At 32.5% G+C, this 17,529-nt stretch carries 21 protein-coding genes; 18 read left to right on the forward strand and 3 right to left on the reverse strand.

The annotated features are described in order from the left end of the window. The first annotated feature begins 372 nt into the window (after positions 1-372). From FLACHUCJ7_RS18930 to FLACHUCJ7_RS18975, 10 genes are all read left to right on the forward strand, one after another. Entirely contained in the window at positions 373-963 is a 591-nt protein-coding gene (locus FLACHUCJ7_RS18930; protein WP_078228718.1) for a DUF6934 family protein, read from the forward strand. After that, positions 960-1,205: a hypothetical protein gene (locus FLACHUCJ7_RS18935; protein WP_180910031.1), complete on the forward strand. Its 246-nt coding sequence runs from the start codon at positions 960-962 to the stop codon at positions 1,203-1,205. The genes FLACHUCJ7_RS18930 and FLACHUCJ7_RS18935 overlap by 4 nt, the downstream gene beginning before the upstream one ends. Before the next feature lie 271 nt (positions 1,206-1,476). Continuing rightward, positions 1,477-2,133: a DUF6766 family protein gene (locus tag FLACHUCJ7_RS18940; protein WP_180910032.1), complete on the forward strand. Its 657-nt coding sequence runs from the start codon at positions 1,477-1,479 to the stop codon at positions 2,131-2,133. A gap of 227 nt (positions 2,134-2,360) precedes the next feature. Continuing rightward, a complete protein-coding gene (locus tag FLACHUCJ7_RS18945) occupies positions 2,361-4,502 on the forward strand; it encodes a catalase (RefSeq protein WP_180910033.1) in 2,142 nt (713 codons plus the stop codon). 17 nt (positions 4,503-4,519) lie between these two features. Then, on the forward strand, positions 4,520-5,119 hold the full coding sequence (locus FLACHUCJ7_RS18950) for a YciE/YciF ferroxidase family protein (protein WP_180910034.1): 600 nt from the start codon (positions 4,520-4,522) through the stop codon (positions 5,117-5,119). Positions 5,120-5,216: 97 nt separating this feature from the next. Next, positions 5,217-5,720, forward strand: a complete 504-nt coding sequence (locus FLACHUCJ7_RS18955) for a DNA-deoxyinosine glycosylase (protein ID WP_180910035.1) — start codon at positions 5,217-5,219, stop codon at positions 5,718-5,720. Positions 5,721-6,033: 313 nt separating this feature from the next. Beyond that, entirely contained in the window at positions 6,034-7,206 is a 1,173-nt protein-coding gene (locus FLACHUCJ7_RS18960) for a glycosyltransferase (RefSeq protein ID WP_180910036.1), read from the forward strand. Continuing rightward, entirely contained in the window at positions 7,169-7,576 is a 408-nt protein-coding gene (locus tag FLACHUCJ7_RS18965; RefSeq protein ID WP_180910037.1) for an adenylyltransferase/cytidyltransferase family protein, read from the forward strand. Before FLACHUCJ7_RS18960 ends, FLACHUCJ7_RS18965 begins: the two co-directional genes overlap by 38 nt. A 34-nt stretch (positions 7,577-7,610) precedes the next feature. Then, complete coding sequence (locus FLACHUCJ7_RS18970; protein WP_180910038.1) at positions 7,611-8,219, forward strand: SET domain-containing protein; 609 nt, start codon at positions 7,611-7,613, stop codon at positions 8,217-8,219. A 64-nt stretch (positions 8,220-8,283) separates the two neighbouring features. Then, on the forward strand, positions 8,284-8,757 hold the full coding sequence (locus FLACHUCJ7_RS18975) for a CinA family protein (protein WP_180910039.1): 474 nt from the start codon (positions 8,284-8,286) through the stop codon (positions 8,755-8,757). Between the two features lie 70 nt (positions 8,758-8,827). Here the strand turns inward: FLACHUCJ7_RS18975 and FLACHUCJ7_RS18980 are convergent, their stop codons facing one another. Further along, complete coding sequence (locus FLACHUCJ7_RS18980; RefSeq protein ID WP_180910040.1) at positions 8,828-9,430, reverse strand: YciE/YciF ferroxidase family protein; 603 nt, start codon at positions 9,428-9,430, stop codon at positions 8,828-8,830. A 241-nt stretch (positions 9,431-9,671) separates the two neighbouring features. On the opposite strand from FLACHUCJ7_RS18980, the gene FLACHUCJ7_RS18985 reads away from it, so the two are divergent. From FLACHUCJ7_RS18985 to FLACHUCJ7_RS19005, 5 genes are all read left to right on the forward strand, one after another. Continuing rightward, positions 9,672-10,049 (forward strand): SpoIIAA family protein, encoded by a 378-nt coding sequence (locus FLACHUCJ7_RS18985; protein WP_180910041.1) that lies wholly within the window; start codon positions 9,672-9,674, stop codon positions 10,047-10,049. Positions 10,050-10,053: 4 nt separating this feature from the next. Then, positions 10,054-10,455 carry a YidH family protein gene (locus tag FLACHUCJ7_RS18990; RefSeq protein WP_180910042.1) on the forward strand — a complete coding sequence of 134 codons (402 nt, stop codon included), beginning with the start codon at positions 10,054-10,056 and terminating at the stop codon, positions 10,453-10,455. A gap of 117 nt (positions 10,456-10,572) precedes the next feature. Continuing rightward, positions 10,573-10,734: a hypothetical protein gene (locus tag FLACHUCJ7_RS18995; protein WP_180910043.1), complete on the forward strand. Its 162-nt coding sequence runs from the start codon at positions 10,573-10,575 to the stop codon at positions 10,732-10,734. 17 nt (positions 10,735-10,751) lie between these two features. Continuing rightward, complete coding sequence (locus FLACHUCJ7_RS19000) at positions 10,752-11,084, forward strand: hypothetical protein (protein ID WP_180910044.1); 333 nt, start codon at positions 10,752-10,754, stop codon at positions 11,082-11,084. A gap of 201 nt (positions 11,085-11,285) precedes the next feature. Further along, on the forward strand, positions 11,286-11,960 hold the full coding sequence (locus FLACHUCJ7_RS19005; protein WP_180910045.1) for an SRPBCC family protein: 675 nt from the start codon (positions 11,286-11,288) through the stop codon (positions 11,958-11,960). Between the two features lie 90 nt (positions 11,961-12,050). Here FLACHUCJ7_RS19005 and FLACHUCJ7_RS19010 read toward each other — a convergent pair whose 3' ends face one another. Beyond that, positions 12,051-12,365 (reverse strand): hypothetical protein, encoded by a 315-nt coding sequence (locus FLACHUCJ7_RS19010; RefSeq protein WP_180910046.1) that lies wholly within the window; start codon positions 12,363-12,365, stop codon positions 12,051-12,053. A gap of 250 nt (positions 12,366-12,615) precedes the next feature. Here FLACHUCJ7_RS19010 and FLACHUCJ7_RS19015 point away from each other — a divergent pair, with 250 nt between their 5' ends. The 3 genes from FLACHUCJ7_RS19015 (at position 12,616) to FLACHUCJ7_RS19025 (ending at position 16,843) form a co-directional block, all read left to right on the forward strand. Then, the gene (locus FLACHUCJ7_RS19015) at positions 12,616-12,771 is read left to right on the forward strand and encodes a hypothetical protein (RefSeq protein WP_180910047.1); all 156 of its coding nucleotides are present in this window, start codon (positions 12,616-12,618) and stop codon (positions 12,769-12,771) included. A 215-nt stretch (positions 12,772-12,986) separates the two neighbouring features. After that, positions 12,987-13,361, forward strand: a complete 375-nt coding sequence (locus FLACHUCJ7_RS19020; RefSeq protein WP_180910048.1) for a response regulator — start codon at positions 12,987-12,989, stop codon at positions 13,359-13,361. Between the two features lie 203 nt (positions 13,362-13,564). Beyond that, complete coding sequence (locus FLACHUCJ7_RS19025) at positions 13,565-16,843, forward strand: CheR family methyltransferase (protein ID WP_180910049.1); 3,279 nt, start codon at positions 13,565-13,567, stop codon at positions 16,841-16,843. Between the two features lie 30 nt (positions 16,844-16,873). Here FLACHUCJ7_RS19025 and FLACHUCJ7_RS19030 read toward each other — a convergent pair whose 3' ends face one another. Next, the gene (locus tag FLACHUCJ7_RS19030) at positions 16,874-17,338 is read right to left on the reverse strand and encodes a response regulator (RefSeq protein ID WP_180910050.1); all 465 of its coding nucleotides are present in this window, start codon (positions 17,336-17,338) and stop codon (positions 16,874-16,876) included. Positions 17,339-17,529 lie beyond the last annotated feature (191 nt).

Below are 17,529 nucleotides of genomic sequence, written 5' to 3' on the forward strand. Positions count from 1 at the left end.
GGCAATGGTAAATCATCCTTTACCTTTTTTTTGGATAAGTTTGGCATACAAAATTTAAAACAGAACTGTTAGCATTCAATTTTTTGTAACACAATTAAAAAAAATGAACTTATAATCAAACTACACAGTCAATTCAAACGTATATATAAAAAACGATAATCTTTATGTAAAATTCAATTCACTGGAAACGTTTTTGGAAAAACATTGATTCTTATGTTATTTATGATTATCGTTTTTTATTCTTTATTCAAAATAAATCCCAAAAAAGTACAAACTGTAACCGAAATGCAAAAAATAACAATAAATTTCTTATTTACTCATAATAACCAAAAATGATATTTATATTTACTTATAAATTGAAATTAATTAAATTTGGATTTTTTAAATAAAGCGTACAGTTATAATTTTGAAGGAATTACTAATGAAGTTTATCAGTTTCGATTCATTAGTATAGGAATACAGGAAATAACCAAAATTGTTTCTATTTCGCCTGTAAATAAAAACCTGAATTGGTACAGCGTAGGTTTTGGAAACTTAGAAAATTATGAAGATGGAATCACTGTTAATGATCTTGCCGAAATTAATAATAATGATTATGATGAAGTCTTAGCCACAGTATTTATGTGCATTCTTCATTTTTTCATATCCAATCCTGATCATACTATTTTATTTTTTGGAAATACGCTACACAAACATCGTTTGTACAAACAAAAGATTTCATCTAACATTATTATTCTAAAACAATATTTGGAGATTTCAGGAGGCAAAACAGAAGAGCAAATAAAGCTTATAGAAAAAAAACAAACGATTACCCGAAAAGGAAAAGAACACGAAAGGACTATTCGTGAAAAAGACCTGACATCACTCAGTAAGAGTGTTGAAATAAAAAGCATTGAAAAATACAACGCAGCTAAAACATCGGACTATCAATTTGTTTTGTTTAAGTTAAAAAAAGACCTATGATTATTGAAATAATAAAAAAACAGTATATTTGTAACATCATGGAAGTAAAACAATTAAGAGATCTAGTAGAAAAACAAATAGAAAAATCTACTAACTTTTGGGCAGGTCGTCCTAAAATGACTATCCAGGAGTTAGAAGCCGTAGAGAAATTTGCCAAAGAAAAAGGCAGGCTTTTCGAAAAAGTTTTTGATTCTCCTGAAAAAATAGAAAAAATAAACAAAATGCAAAATAGCGCATTATAATTGATATTTTAATTCAAAAAAAATTAACCATCTAAGAAATTAGGTGTTTTTTTTATGTCTTATTTTCTTCGATAGAATACTCATTTTTTTGTCTCTCATTGACCATCTTGGTAAATATTTAACTCTTCTCTACTCCTCTTTACTAACAATGGGTCTTATACAAGCGAAGATTCGATTACATTGATACCGGCATAATTTTGTAAAGCATATCGAAAATTATATAAAAAAAAGTCTGTATTTGTTTGTCAATTTGTAAAAAACGAATGACATCATGAAAACTTTTTTACGCAATAACGGCTTAGGTATCTGTTTTTTAGTATTATTTATTGGAACATTATTCGGACAGATCGTATTTGGTTTTAAAGAACATAATAAAGAGCTTATAGATGAAGGCAGTACTGCCATTCAGCTTTCGTCCTATCTTATCTCAGGTCATTTTATTCAATCGACTTTTGAAAATTGGGAAAGCGAATTTCTACAAATGTCCCTGTTTGTTGTATTTACTATTTTTTTAATGCAGAAAGGATCTTCCGAGTCAAAAGATCCGGATAAAGACGAAGAAGTCGACAGACAACCCTCACCCACCCGAAAAGACGCGACATGGCCTGTAAAAAAAGGCGGATGGATTCTTGAAGTTTACAAACATTCTCTGACTATTGTTTTGTTTTTGCTGTTTACAGCCTCATTTATAGCTCATTTTTATGGGAGCCTTAAAGACGAAAATGAACAACTGGCATTAAAAGGAATGCCTTTAGAATCCAGTGCTGATTATATTGGGGATTCCAGGTTTTGGTATGAATCTTTTCAGAACTGGCAAAGCGAATTTCTTTCTGTTTTTGCTATTGTTGTGCTTTCTATCTATTTACGCCAAATCGGATCTTCACAATCAAAACCAGTAGATGCTCCTCACATGGAAACTGGAGAATAACGATTGAGCAAACTTTTACAATAAACCTGCTATAATAAACAATACTTTTTAAGTAATGGTAATTGTACAACGTTTCAAATTAATCATATAAATACATCATTGCTTTATCATTTACATTTGAAATAACCGGAAATATCACTTTATAAATAACTCATTATAAGATATTAATAATAAAAACTTAAGAGATACCTGTAAACTTTCAAACATTTAATCAAAAGATTTATTATATGAAAAATTTTCAAGACGAGAAACAACGTGATTTGTCCATAAACAAATCAGACGGAACCAACAAGTTCCTGACCACAGATCAGGGTGTACGCATTAATGATGATAATAATTCACTGAAAGCAGGCGAGCGCGGACCTTCTTTACTGGAAGACTTCATTTTAAGAGAAAAAATAACCCATTTTGACCACGAAAGAATTCCGGAACGCGTAGTACATGCACGTGGTTCAGGAGCGCATGGTTTTTTTGAAGTGACAAATCCCATTCCAGAATTAACAAAAGCTGGATTCTTACAGGAAACAGGACAAAAAACTCCCGTTTTTGCAAGATTTTCTACAGTTGCCGGTTCACGCGGATCTACAGATCTTGCCAGAGATGTTAGGGGATTTGCGGTTAAATTTTATACCCAGGAAGGAGTTTATGATCTGGTTGGTAACAATATTCCTGTTTTTTTTATTCAGGATGCTTCAAAATTCCCGGATTTGGTTCATGCAGTAAAACCTGAACCACATAACGAAATGCCACAAGCAGCCTCTGCACATGATACTTTTTGGGATTTTATTTCGCTTATGCCGGAATCTATGCACATGATTATGTGGACAATGTCTGATCGTGCGATTCCGAGAAGTTATCGTATGATGGAAGGATTTGGTGTTCACACATTCAGATTGATTAACGAAGCTAATGAATCTACTTTTGTAAAATTTCACTGGAAACCAAAATTAGGAACTCACGCCGTAGTCTGGGATGAGGCACAAAAAATTTCAGGTAAGAATCCGGATTTTCACAGAGAAGATTTATGGCAAGCTATAGAAATGGGTAATTTTCCTGAATGGGAATTAGGTGTACAAATAATACCTTCAGAGGATGAAGACAAATATGAATTTGATTTACTTGATCCAACAAAAATTGTTCCGGAAGAATTAGTTCCGGTTACTATAATTGGAAAAATGACATTGAACAAAAATCCGGATAATTTCTTTGCAGAAACAGAGCAGATTGCTTTTCACCCTGGGCATGTTGTTCCGGGTATTGATTTCTCTAACGACCCATTACTACAAGGAAGATTGTTCTCTTATACAGATACGCAGCTTACCCGATTAGGCGGGCCAAACTTTCATGAAATTCCAATTAACAGAAGTATTGCACCTGTTCACAATAATCAACGTGATGGATTTATGCGACAGGAAGTTAACAAAGGCCGGGTAAGTTATCATCCAAATTCACTTGGTGGCGGATGTCCTTATCAGGCACAAATTGCCGAAGGCGGTTTCTCCAGTTTTAATGAACGTATTGAAGCTCATAAAATAAGAGAAAGAAGTGAAAGCTTTGCTGATCACTTCGGTCAGGCAAAATTATTCTTTAACAGCCAGACCGATGTAGAAAAAAGCCATATTGTAAAGGCATTACGTTTTGAACTTGGCAAGGTAGAAACTACTGCAATCAGAGTTCGAATGTTGGGACTTCTTTCGCAGGTAGATGCTCAATTGGCAGAAAAAGTAGCATTAGGACTTGGGGCTTCTGTACCATCAACATTAGAATTCCCTGTTAATAAAGGAGTTTCACCAGAAAATGAAGGTGGAAATCAGGAGCCTAAAACGGTTGAATCATCTGTAAGTTCGTCTGATGCATTGAGTATGGTTAAAAATCCGACCAATTCACCTACAATCGAGTCACGAAAAATTGCTATCCTTTGTTCTGATGGAGTTTCTGAAGCATCAGTTTTAAATATGAAAAGTGCTCTTAAAAAACAAGGAGCCAAAGGATGTGTAATTGCACCACATTTAGGATCTGTTCTTACTGATTCTGACGGAGCTCTTGCCGCTGAATATAGTTTTCTCACAGCATCATCAGTTTTATTTGATGCGGTTTATGTTCCGCACGGAATAGGGCTGAATGCATTAGCAGAAAATGATGACGCTCTTGAATATCTTAATGATGCTTATAAACATTGCAAGATTATAGGTGCTGATGGAGAAGCATCTGAATTGCTTAGCGCAACAGCTTTTGCTTCGAAATTAACAAAAACCGATGCTGGAATTATTGTAACCACCGATGTTGGATCTGAAGCATTTGCCCAGGAATTTATCGCTGCAATGGGTATGCATCGTTTCTGGGATCGTGAACCCAACTTATATATTTAATTTAAAAAAAAATAAACATGAAAAATTCAGAAAAAGAAGGCCATACAAATGCTCCTCAAGCAAAAGCAAATCAAACAAAAGCTATAAAAGATAATGCAAAAATAAATATTGTTGAGCCAGCTTCAGATGCAGCAACGGAATTAAAAGAACTTTTTGTTGACAGTTTAAAAGATATATACTGGGCTGAAAACGCACTGGTTGGTGCGCTTCCTAAAATGGCTGCTAATGCCAGTTCTCCAGGTCTTGCAAGTGCCATTTTAGAACATCTTGACATAACGCAGCTTCAGGTGATAAGACTAGAACAAATTTTTGATCTCCTTGGAGAAAAAGCCGAAGGAAAAAAATGCGAGGCTATGGCCGGATTACTAAAAGAAGGTGACAGCATTCTTGAAGAAACGACGCCAGGACCTGTTAGAGATGCGGGTATTATTGCTGCTTCTCAAAAAATTGAGCATTATGAAATTGCAACATATGGAACCTTAGCTGCTTTTGCAAAAACTCTTGGAGAAAATGATGCTGCAAAACTATTAACACAAACATTGGCAGAAGAAAAAGAAGCAGACTGCATACTGAACGACGTTGCTTTAAATGTAGTAAATATCGTAACAGCCGAATAGTAATCATCTTTTTAAATATTTTCATTTTTCCCAGAAAAACATCTGTACCACGACAGATGTTTTTTGTATTATTATACTATTCAAATTTCTATTTTCTATGTATAAAAAGGCTTTACATCCACTGGTCGATCATTACAGCAGAATATTAATTCTGGGAACAATGCCCGGAGACCAATCTATTGCCAAACAACAATATTATGGAAATAAAGGAAATCATTTCTGGAGAATCATATTTACTGTTTTTAACGAAAATTACAGCGAATCATACGATGATCGCAAAACATTTTTGAAAAAGCATAAAATTGCATTATGGAATGTTCTGGCATCATGCATCAGAGAAGGGAGCAGTGATTCGAAAATTAGTAATGAAACAATAAATGATTTTACAAATTTTCATATTCAATACCCAAATATTAAAAATGTATTTTTTGAAAGCAAATCAGCAGCTAAGTTTTACCATAAATATCTTAAACCTCAAACAGATATATCTTATCACATTTTACCATCAACCAGTGGTTTAAATACAGGGTTGTCGTTTAGTCAAAAAGTCGAAATGTGGACTGTTTTAGCAGCAACAGCAGATGCTTTAGATTCTGTATAATTAGCACATAAATGCTGTTTTCACTAAAATGAAATTTATCATAAAGGCGAAATTCTAAGACTTTTGTTCGATAAAATCTCACCTTCGCTACTATTATTACCATTGATCTAATACAACCTTCACAAATCAACAGTATTATCATGCATTTTTAAATCTCAAAAATTCATAACTGTAAATTATGTAACTCTTATTATTTTATTTGCAAGAAATTATTGTTATGAAAATATATTTTTGTAATTATTAAATTACTTTTATTAAAGTTAAAATCATTATCTTACACTTTTAACCTACAAAAAAAATTAAATTATCGGCTATGATAGAAAATTTAAAAAATGCACAAAAGAATATACTTAAGAGAATAAATTTATCAAATCAGAATACTGCCCAATATTATGATATGATTGTATTTTGTCATTTAAGATGGCATTTTGTTTATCAGCGTCCTCAACACATCATTAGCCGTATTTCTAAAACAATGAAAACTTTATTCATTGAAGAACCCCTATACAACAATGAAAGTAAAGAGTCCGGAAATCTTATTATTCTCAATGATATGTTGCATGTTTTACAGCCAAATGTAAAAGATATCGAATCGATTGCTGCAATCATTCCTGAATATGTAAAAAACAAAGATATTCCTGTTGGATGGTTTTATTCAGCTATTTTTTGTCCATTATCAGAATGTATTGATTTTGAAACTATCGTTTATGATTGCATGGAGGAACTTTCTTTTCTGAAAGGTGCCACAAAAAATGTGATAAATCAGGAAAAATATCTGATATCTAATGCTGACATTATTTTTACCGGTGGAAAATCATTATGTGAATTAAAAAAACAATGGCATACAAATGTACATTGTTTTCCCAGTTCAGTCGATGAACTCCATTTTGCAAAGGCCTTAAACGGAATCAAAATTGCTGATTATGTTGCCAATTTACAATCACCTATTGTAGGATATTATGGAGTAATCGATGAACGTATCGATTTTGCATTGCTTCATGAAACGGCTCTTAAACTACCCAATGTTTCTTTTGTAATGATTGGACCTTTGTCGAAAATAGAGAAAAATGATCTCCCACAAGAAGACAACATTCATTATTTAGGAATGAAGTCTTACAACGAATTACCTCATTATCTAAAAGCATTTGATATTGCTATGATACCTTTTGCAGTAAACGATACAACAAAATACATTAGCCCTACCAAAACCCTGGAATATATGTCGGCCGGTAAACCCATTATTTCTACAAAAATTACAGATATAGTACACAACTATGGTATTTGCCTGAACATGGTGGAATCTGCAGATGAATTTTGTGAAGCCATTAAGTTTGCACTTGATAAAACAGATCGTTTTTCAATGGAACTGGAATACCACAAAATCCTCAAAAAAACATCATGGGATATTACTGCTGTTAAAATGAAATCAATTCTTAAAAATTTTATAAATGGGACTGACAAAAACAATTACTGGAATCACATTTAGCGCATTCGACTTATTACATGCAGGCCATGTAAGAATGCTTGAAGAAGCAAAACAACATTGTGATTATCTAATTGTAGGATTGCAAACAGACCCGACTTTGGACAGACCCGAAAAAAACAAACCAACACAATCTGTAGTCGAACGTTATATACAACTTACAGGTTGTAAATTTGTAGATGAAATTATTCCGTATGCCGCAGATCAGGATCTTCAGAGCATTCTTCAGGCCTTTCCTACTGATGTAAAGATTCTGGGAGACGAATACAAAGATAAAAATTTTACAGGGCGCGACTATTTCGAACAGAAGGGAATTAAACTCGTTTTCAACACACGCAATCATCGCTTTTCCAGCAGTGAACTTAGAAAATAAGTATACGAATGTGAATGTTTAAAATTAGTGTAAGATGATACATACAGATACAGAAATACGTTTTATCAGCAAAGAAAAAGGATATGGCGTAGTAGCAACAAAACTAATTCCAAAAGGTACTATTACCTGGGTTCAGGATGATTTAGATCAGATATTTTCCCGTGATGAGGCCGCTAATCTGAATGCTTTTATAAAAAAACACCTCGATACTTACTCTTTTATCAATAAATATGGAGAAATGGTATTATGCTGGGATAACGGAAAATTTGTGAACCATAGTTTTAAACCAAGCTGTTTTAGTACAGCCTATGATTTTGAGATTGCTATCAGGAATATTTTTCCAGGTGACGAACTTACAGATGATTATGGTTATCTTAATGTAGAAAAACCTTTTGATGTAATTGACGAAGGTACTGACAGAAAAAAAGTTTTCCCGAATGATATTGTTACCTTTCATAAAGAATGGGATGATCTTATTAAGGAAAATGCTCCAAAAGTTTTGGAAGTTGAACAGTTATTACTTGATTTAATTCCTAAAGAAACCTGGAATGAATTCGCAAATGCGGTTCATAGCCCACACCAAATGAAATCGATACTCGAATGTCATTATCCACATGATATTCAAATAAACTGCACAACGTAATTTTTTATGATTTATAAAAATCAACTCTTCAAGGATTAATAATTAAGAACTAAAAATTATTTTTATGCCTTCAGAAATAGTTACTAAATGCGGTAAAGCAATTGCCGAAAAAGGATGGAATATCGCTTTTGCCGAGAGTGCCTCCGCCGGCAGAATGAGTGCAGAATTTTCGATGACAGAAGATTCCGGAAAAATTTTGCGGGGAGGAATTGTTTGCTATGAAGTATTTGTGAAAGAACAGTTATTAAACGTTCCGCACAGTGTTATTGAAAAGCATACACCTGAATCTCCAGAAGTCACGCAAATACTTGCACAGCAGGCATCCAAAATATTCAATTCTAAAATAACAGTCGCCATTACAGGCCTTACAACTCCGGGAGGAAGTGAAACTATAGAAAAACCAGTAGGAACTATTTTTATTTACATTATCACTCCAGATAAAAAAATCAACCATCGGGAAGTTTTTAACGGATCACCGGAAGAAATCGTATTACTGGCAATTGATAAAACAGCCGAACTTATTACTGAAAGTTTATAGCAACTTTTAAACAAAAAAAAGCTGGAAACTAAATTTAGTTTCCAGCTTTTTTTGTGACTGTTGAATGATCTTATTGTTCATCTTCCTCAGAAGCTTCAAAATTGATATTATTGTAAGCCGCTTCGGTTAAAAGTGTATCAGCTTCTTTTTCTTCTTCTAAGGTTTGCTGTAATAATGCCAATGCTTCTTGCTCGCCCAAAGTTTGCGCAAATGCTGCCAATGTCCCGTAGGTCGCTATTTCATAATGCTCGATTTTTTGAGAGGCTGCCACAATTCCGGCGTCTCTTACAGATTCTTCCTGAGTTTCTTCCATAATGCTTTCGCCTTCTTTTATCAGCCCTTCCATAGCATCACATTTTTTAGCAGTAGCTTTTTCACCTACGCTTTCAAAAACCTGTTCTAATCGTGCCACTTGTCCTTTTGTTACTTCAAGATGGTCATTTATTGCCGTAATTAGATTTTCTGAGGTAGAATTTTTAGCCATTTTAGGTAAAGCTTTCACTAACGCTTTTTCTGCCCAGTAAATATCTTTTAGCGATTCAACAAATAATTCTCTAAGACCCTCAGCAGCAGATGATTTTGCTTTTACAGCTGTTCCTTTTGATTTTGATTGTGTTGTTGTGGTACCCTTCTTTTTGGTAGCAGCAGTCGCGGTGTTTTTTGTCGTTTTCATACTATTTTTAATTAATTAGATTTCTCAAAAATAAGATACATAAGCAACAGTATTTTATAAAATTTTTATTTCCATTTATATGATTATCAGGTTTTAATACTAATTACATAAAACTTTATATAACGCTCTCAATACAATATTGACATTGTATAAAGCACAATGTAAATTGTATAAATATTTTTAAACACCTCATCATAAATTTGAAATAAACTGATTGTGGTTCTTTAAAAAAAAACAAATTATGATACAAATACTTGATGCACCAAATAATGTAGTCGCTTTTAGAGCAATTGGAGAAATAACCAAACATGATTACAAAAAAGTTATGGTGCCAGCAGTAGAACAATTAGTAAAACAAATCAACGAAATCAATTTTTTATTTCTGATTGATACTGAAATTAAAGATTTTACAACAGGCGCCTGGATGGAAGATGCGATGCTTGGACTTAAAAATTTAGGAAAATGGAACAGGGCAGCGATTGTTACCGATTCTGAAAATGCTATTTCATTTACAAACGGGTTCAGTTATATAGTGCCGGGAGAATTTAGGGGTTATAAAAAAGAGTCGTTTGATGAAGCCATGAATTGGGTTAGCAATACGGCAAAAGATAATGATTGATAAAATGGATAAAAATAAAAATATGATCAATGAACACATGGCAAACGAAAGGACTTTTTTGTCATGGATTCGCACCGGGATCGGAATTATGGTATTTGGTTTCGTAATCGTAAAATTTTCTTCGTTTGTGAATCAGCTGCCGGCTAGTTTTTTTCAGGATTCCACTATTCCAAAAAACGGTTTCACTATCTTTATCGGAATTGCTCTGGTTTTTACCGGAGCCCTTACCATACTCTTATCTTACTTCAAGTACAAGCAAACCCATAAACTGCTGCAAAAAGGAGAATATTTATATTCGACATTATTACTTACTATTCTAACGGTGGTTATTTTTCTTATGAGTATCATCATCATTGCCTATTTGATAATAGCGGCATATCCTCTTACGTTTCAATTAACGGATTAAGAACCATATAATTAATTAATAATCTGAAAATTATATAATTAGAACTGAATTTTGTGTAAGTTTTTGGATGTCGGCATCTGTACATTTACCATGATACAAATTATAACAAATTGAATTATGACAACATCAAATAAAAAGAACAGCAGTACGGATAGTGCTAAGTCAACAGATAAAAAACCTGATACTAAAAAATCCGACAGTACAGATAAAAAAGGAACTGCTTCTAAAAGTACTTCAAAATCTGCTAAAGACGATAAGGCTTCAACTAAGAAAAAATAATTTTAAATCAAAGTATTATGAACATAGAAGAACGAGAAAATTACGGTCAGGATGGCCAGTGTTTTCAAAATGACAGCCAATACAGAGATAACGATTCAGTTTCTAATGTATTAGACGATTCAGTCAATGACGACGAAGAAGGAATTTATAATCAGGAGGAAAATCCTGATGAGGATTATAGAGATTCTGATGATATAGATCCGGATGATTACGAAGAAGAAGACCCTCCGGAAGAAGAGGATTTAGATGAGGATGACGAATTAGAAGACGATGATGACGATTTTAATGAAACAAATATAGATGATGACATTAATGAAACTGATTCTGCCAATAGCCCTCGGGAATTTTAAAATTTAAAAAATAAAATATCGTTTAAATCATTTTCAAGCGATATTTTATTTTTAATACTTACTATAAATGACCTTTCAGGGAGGCAAAATTGTGTAATTAATTACGGAAATAGTATAAAGTAAAATTTTCACAAAGTACTCATTTTTAATACATTAAATAGACACTATCGTTAAAAAATAAAATTCATAAAAAACAGAATTATGGAAGCAAACACATTTACACCCACACAGATACAGAAAAAATCAAAACTTAAAACCAATGTGTCCACACTCGAAAGAATTGCAATGATTACAAGCGGAACTTACCTTTTGTATAAAGGCTTATCTGAAGAAAAGAAAAATATTGTAAAAATCGGTTCAGGAGGCACAATGCTTTTAAGGGGTTTATCAGGATACTGTCCTATATATGATGCTGTTGATCATCTAAAAAATGATAAAGCATCAAATGTAAATATTCGAATTAACAGTTTGATCAATAAACCAATAAGTGAAGTTTATTCTTTTTGGCGAGATTTTGAAAATTTACCAAAATTTATGAGTCATCTGGAATCCGTACGTCCGTTAAGTTACACTACTTCTAAATGGACGGCTAAAGGTCCTGGGGGAATTGGAAAATTAAGCTGGATTGCTGAAATTATAAAAGATGAAAAAGACCGTCTTATCAGCTGGAATTCTCTACCGGAATCTTCTGTCAAAAATGCTGGTAAAGTTGTTTTCAGACCAACTGGAGAAGGTACTGAGATAATTGTTACTATTTCTTATCATGCACCACTGGGAATTGCAGGAGAAGGTGCGGCAAAACTTCTTAACCCTTATTTTGAAAAAATCGTAAAAGATGACCTTATGAATTTTAAAACTTATTTAGAGTCTAATTGATTCTAATATTGTGTGCTTACTGAGTTTAAATAGAAAAGCCTGTAATGATTTGGAACATTACAGGCTTTTCTTGTAAACAGAAAAAATGAATTATTTACCTGTACTGGTAGAATCCGTTCTTACTGATGTATTACCTTTTTGTGTTGTACCCGCTGATCCTGAACCTGTTGATCCTTCGCCGGTAGCTCCTGTTGTGCCGGCTCCATTTGCACCTGTTCCTTCCCCGCCTTCTAAATCTGAATTAATAGAATCTGACGGTGCCGGCCCTACGCTATCAACAGTAATTTGTATCGAATCAGTTTCATTTGAATATTCACCACTATTAGCATCACTTTTTTTACACGATAGCAATAAAACCGCAGTAATGAACAGAAATGCGATTTTTGATTTGAATACCTTTTTCATAACATTTTTTTAAAGTTTCTATAATTTCAAATATAAAATCGGCATCAGCCAAATTTTTATATAATTTTAATTATATTTTACATAATTAAAAAATAAAGCATTAATAATCAGAAGCTTATTTTGAAATAAATTTTAAATCAAATCTCACAAACATGGGTATTATATAACAAAACAGAAAAATTATATAAATTCATTTTTTAACTTCCTTATATTTTTATTAGAATTATTTTACCTTATAATTTTAATGAATATGAAAAAACTGAATTTTTTGATTATTGTAACCGCTATCTTTTTAACCCTTATAAATACCAATTGTTCTTCTCATTGTGATGATGAAGATTATACCAGAGATCAAAAAGAGGCTGTACTGCAGCAAAAGGATTCACTAAAAGTGCTAATAGATTAATTGCACTCCATTTTCAAAATTACTAAAGTCTTTTTAAACCCAAACAACTACATATCTATGAAAGAATTCTACCCTTTTATTACACATATATAATTGCTTGTCTGCATTTAAGCAGTCCATAAAACTGCATAAATAGTCTAGTTGAAATCTACATTTTTTCTCCTTAGAACATAATTTTAAATAATTATGAAAAATAACTTTCAATCAAAGCAATTATGAGATATAAAAACATTTTACAGATTGATGACGATTATGATGATTGCGATTTCTTTTTAGAAGCACTCGAAGAAGTATCTGCTGCTGCCTATACGGCAATACATAATCCTGTTCAGGCATTACAAAAACTGGTTTGTAAAGAAATACATCCGGATCTGATTTTTCTAGATATTAATATGCCCGGAATGAACGGAATGGAACTATTAATAGAAATGAATAAAAAAGAGCTCATAAAAAATATTCCTGTAATCATATTTTCTACCTCGATACCATCAGACATAGAAAATAAACTGCAGGGATTGGGCGCAGTGGGTTATTATATTAAACCAAACGATTTTGGAACTATGAAAACAATTTTGAGAAACATCGTTTAATATTTTTTTGACCAAAAATCAGCTAATGTTAAGACTGTTTTAATTCAAAATTTAAACTTTTAAAGTGATAAATTTTTCACCTAAAAAGTACGTGATTTCAATTTTACATTTTTTAAATGTGTGCCTTACATAATTCCCATGTGAGCGTAAAAAGCTTATTTTTAGAGTAAAACACTGACTATCTTTGAGAAAACACCTACCTCATGGAAGTCCCCGAAACCTTTAAAACCGAAAATAAAACCACAACTTTTCCAATTGTTGGTATAGGAGCATCTGCCGGTGGACTGGATGCTTTTAAAAAATTAATCTCAGCAATATCTGCAGATTCAGGCATGGCTTATGTGCTTGTACAACACTTGTCACCCGATCATCCGAGCAGCCTTACACAAATCCTGTCACAATATTCACAAATTCCTGTACAAGAAATTATCCGCAATATAAATCTTGCTCCTAATAATATCTACGTTATTCCCGAAAACAATCTTCTCATAGCAGAAGCAGGTACTTTAAAACTTAAACAGAGAACACGGGACGAAAGACGAAATAATACCATTGACATCTTTTTTGAATCTCTTGCAGATGTTCATAGAACTTTTGCCATTGGTGTTATACTTTCCGGAACCGGTTTTGATGGTACATTAGGATTCAAAAAAATAAAGGAACTGGGAGGCGCAACTATAGCTCAGGACCCCGAAACGGCCGCATTTAAAGGAATGCCTCAAAGCGCAATTGAAACTGATGCAGCCGATTATATTCTGGCTCCCGAAAAAATTCCGTCCCAGTTACTGGAAATTCATAAAAGCTATATTACCAACTATGGCTATACAGAAGAAGAGCATATTCCAAAAAACGATGAGGAAATTTTCTTTCAGATTATTAATCTTATTCTTTTAAGAACCGGTAACGATTTCAGGCATTATAAATATCCTACTATAAGACGTCGTATTGCAAGAAGAATGGTCACTACAGAAAGAAACACTATTGAAGATTATTATAACTTTTTGCGAAATAACAAAAATGAGCAGGATTTATTATTTAATGATTTTTTAATTCCGGTAACATATTTCTTTAGAGACCAGGAAGCTTTTGAAAGTTTGCCCAACATTGTTTACCCATCCCTAATCAGGAATATAACCAATAACAACCTAAGAATCTGGGTTGCCGGATGCTCTACGGGTGAAGAAGCATATTCTATAGCGATCAGCCTTCATGAATATCTGCTGCAAACAAATAATACAGACATAAAAGTTCAGATTTTCGCATCGGATATATCTGAAAAAAGCATCACTAAAGCAAGATCCGGAACCTATTCTTATCAGGAAGTACAGCAAATATCAGCAGAGAGACTTGATAATTATTTTACGAGAAGCGAGGGTAACTACCATATCAATAAAGTAATTCGGGACATGTGCATTTTTGCCGTGCATAATTTTGTAAAGGATTCTGCTTTTGCCAGAATAGATTTGGTTACCTGCCGTAATGTACTTATCTATTTTGATTCTTATCTGCAAAATAAAGTTCTGGAAACTTTTCATTATTCCCTAAAAGATAATGGATTGCTGTTTCTTGGAAAATCAGAATCAGTTACTAATTCTCAAGATTTATTTGAAAACATCGAAAAATTCGGAAAAATCTACACCCGCAAGTTTATAGCAGGCAGGTATGTGGCAAAACTCTATAAACCAACACCAAATAATGTATCGCAAAACAATGTAACAGCTCAAATAAAAAGTGCATCTGAAAACGATTTCAAAAAAATTGCATCTGAGATTTTATTTACAAAGTACACACCCATTAGTGTTATAATTGATCTGAATCAGGAAATTTTATATTTTCATGGCGATACAAGCCCATTTTTGCTTCCCTCTCCCGGACAGCCTAATTTTAATATCTTAAAAATGGCTCGTGAAGGTCTTTTTTTTGAATTAAATAATGCAATCGCAAAAGTAAGAGAAGAGAAATTAAATATAAAAAAAGAAAATATTCAGATTAAAAACCAACCTTATCTCGTTTCTTTTGAAATGTTTTTACTCCCAAATGACGATGAGCGTATTATGATTATTTTTCATAAGATAATTGTACCCGAAACAAATCCTCAAAAAAAAATACAGAAAAAAAATTCAGACCAAAAGCGTATTGAGGAACTTGAAAATGAATTATCACAATTATACAGAGATATAAAAAATGTAACTGAAGAACAGAAAATCCTCTTAGAGGAATTACAGACTACTAATGAAGAATTATTGAGCAGTGGAGAAGAATTGCAGGCACTGAATGAAGAACTGGAAACCTCGACTGAGGAACTTCAGTCAAATAATGAAGAATTGGTGTGTGTCAATGATGAGCTTATCGATCGTCAGAAACAGCTTATTTCCCTGAGAAATTATTCTGAATCAATTGTTAAAACCATTCACGAGCCATTACTAATTGTAAACAAGGACTTTATCATCAAAAGTGCCAATCCTGCATTTTATAAATACTTTAATACAAGCGAAAAAGCTACAGAAGCTTATAGTCTTTTTGAAATTGGAAATTGTCAATGGGACATTCCTGAATTTAGGAAACAATTACTGAAAATAGACACGGAATTTTCGATAGAAAATTTACAATTAGATACTATCTGTCCTGATATTGGTAAAAAAACAATGATTGTAAATGCACGTCTTATAATCGATTCAACACCAGAAGGGATGATTCTTGTGGCACTCGAAGATATTACAGATTTAGTAGCAACAAATGAATTATTGTCGAATAAAAATATTGAATTACAAACACAAAATGAACAGCTGGAGGCTTTTACTTCTGCAGCCAGTCATGATTTACAGGAACCACTCCGAAAAATTCATATGTTTTGCAAAAGGATTTTTGAAAACGAATCAGGCTTAAGCGAATCAGGAAAACATAATCTCGAACGTGTTCTTTTTTCTGTAACCAATATGAGTATTTTAATTACCGATCTCATTGAGTACTCAAGAATAAGCTTTATAAAAAAAGAGTATAAAAAAACAGATCTGAATGTCGTTTTGAAAAAAACATTGGCAGATATTAAGGACAATATTTTAGAAAAAAAAGCCGTAATCACTATTTTTCCCTCTCCTCAATTAAATATCATACCGTATCAGATTCAGCAGCTTTTTAAAAATTTGATACTGAACGCTATCAAATATTCCAAAGAAGACATAATACCCGAAATCAAAATTGAAACGCTAAACCCTTCACCTGATGAAATACTTGAACTTGGTGGAAAAACAGATATTAATTACGTAAAGATTTGTATCAGCGATAATGGTATTGGCTTTAGTCAGGAATATGCGTCTAAAATTTTTAATCCTTTCTTTAGATTGCATAATAGCGATAAATATCACGGAAGCGGTCTGGGGTTAACGCTGGTTAAAAAAATTGTTGACAACCATGAAGGATTTATAAAAGTATCCAGCAAAATAAATCAGGGAACAACTTTCTACATTTATTTACCATTATAAAAAACACGATAAAAATGATATCTTTTTCTCTTATTTATCGATTTTATCGATAAAGCCAATTTTTACCTGTTTTTTTTTATACGAAACAATTGATTTAGATTTGATCCAATACTCAATTATTGTCTTTATGATTTGTTTGAACTCAGCATAATCATAAGGTTTCACAAAATAACTTTGCGTAGGTATCGAGTACGGATCTATTACGTATGTCTGATTAAAAGATGTTGTGAAAAACAGATAAGGGCAATGAAACAACTCACCTACATTATCAAGTTTTGCTTCTACCACATTATCATTCATAATATTCAATAAAACAATATCAGAAAAAATAAGAAACGGCTTTAATTTATTTCGCAGTATATAATGATAAGCAATTTCCGGATCATTAAAATAGATTACCTGATTTGGATAATTCAAATCAGAAAAAAACTCTATAAATAACTTCCGGTCTTCCTGTTTGTTTTCTACAATTATTATGGGGCCTTTTTTATTCATAAGCCATAATTTAAATCTTAAAATTACATGAGGGTTGATAATTAGTTATGTTTATATCTCTAAACAATAAATTTACAACACAAATATTTTAAATTTCAGACAAAAAAACTTACAAAATACACATCGTGAATTATATAATTTTCATTCCGGTATTTCATTTAGATGTTTGAAAAATCTAAATCCCTTTTAAA

Source organism: Flavobacterium salmonis (genome assembly GCF_903819435.1).
GTDB lineage: Bacteria > Bacteroidota > Bacteroidia > Flavobacteriales > Flavobacteriaceae > Flavobacterium > Flavobacterium chungangense.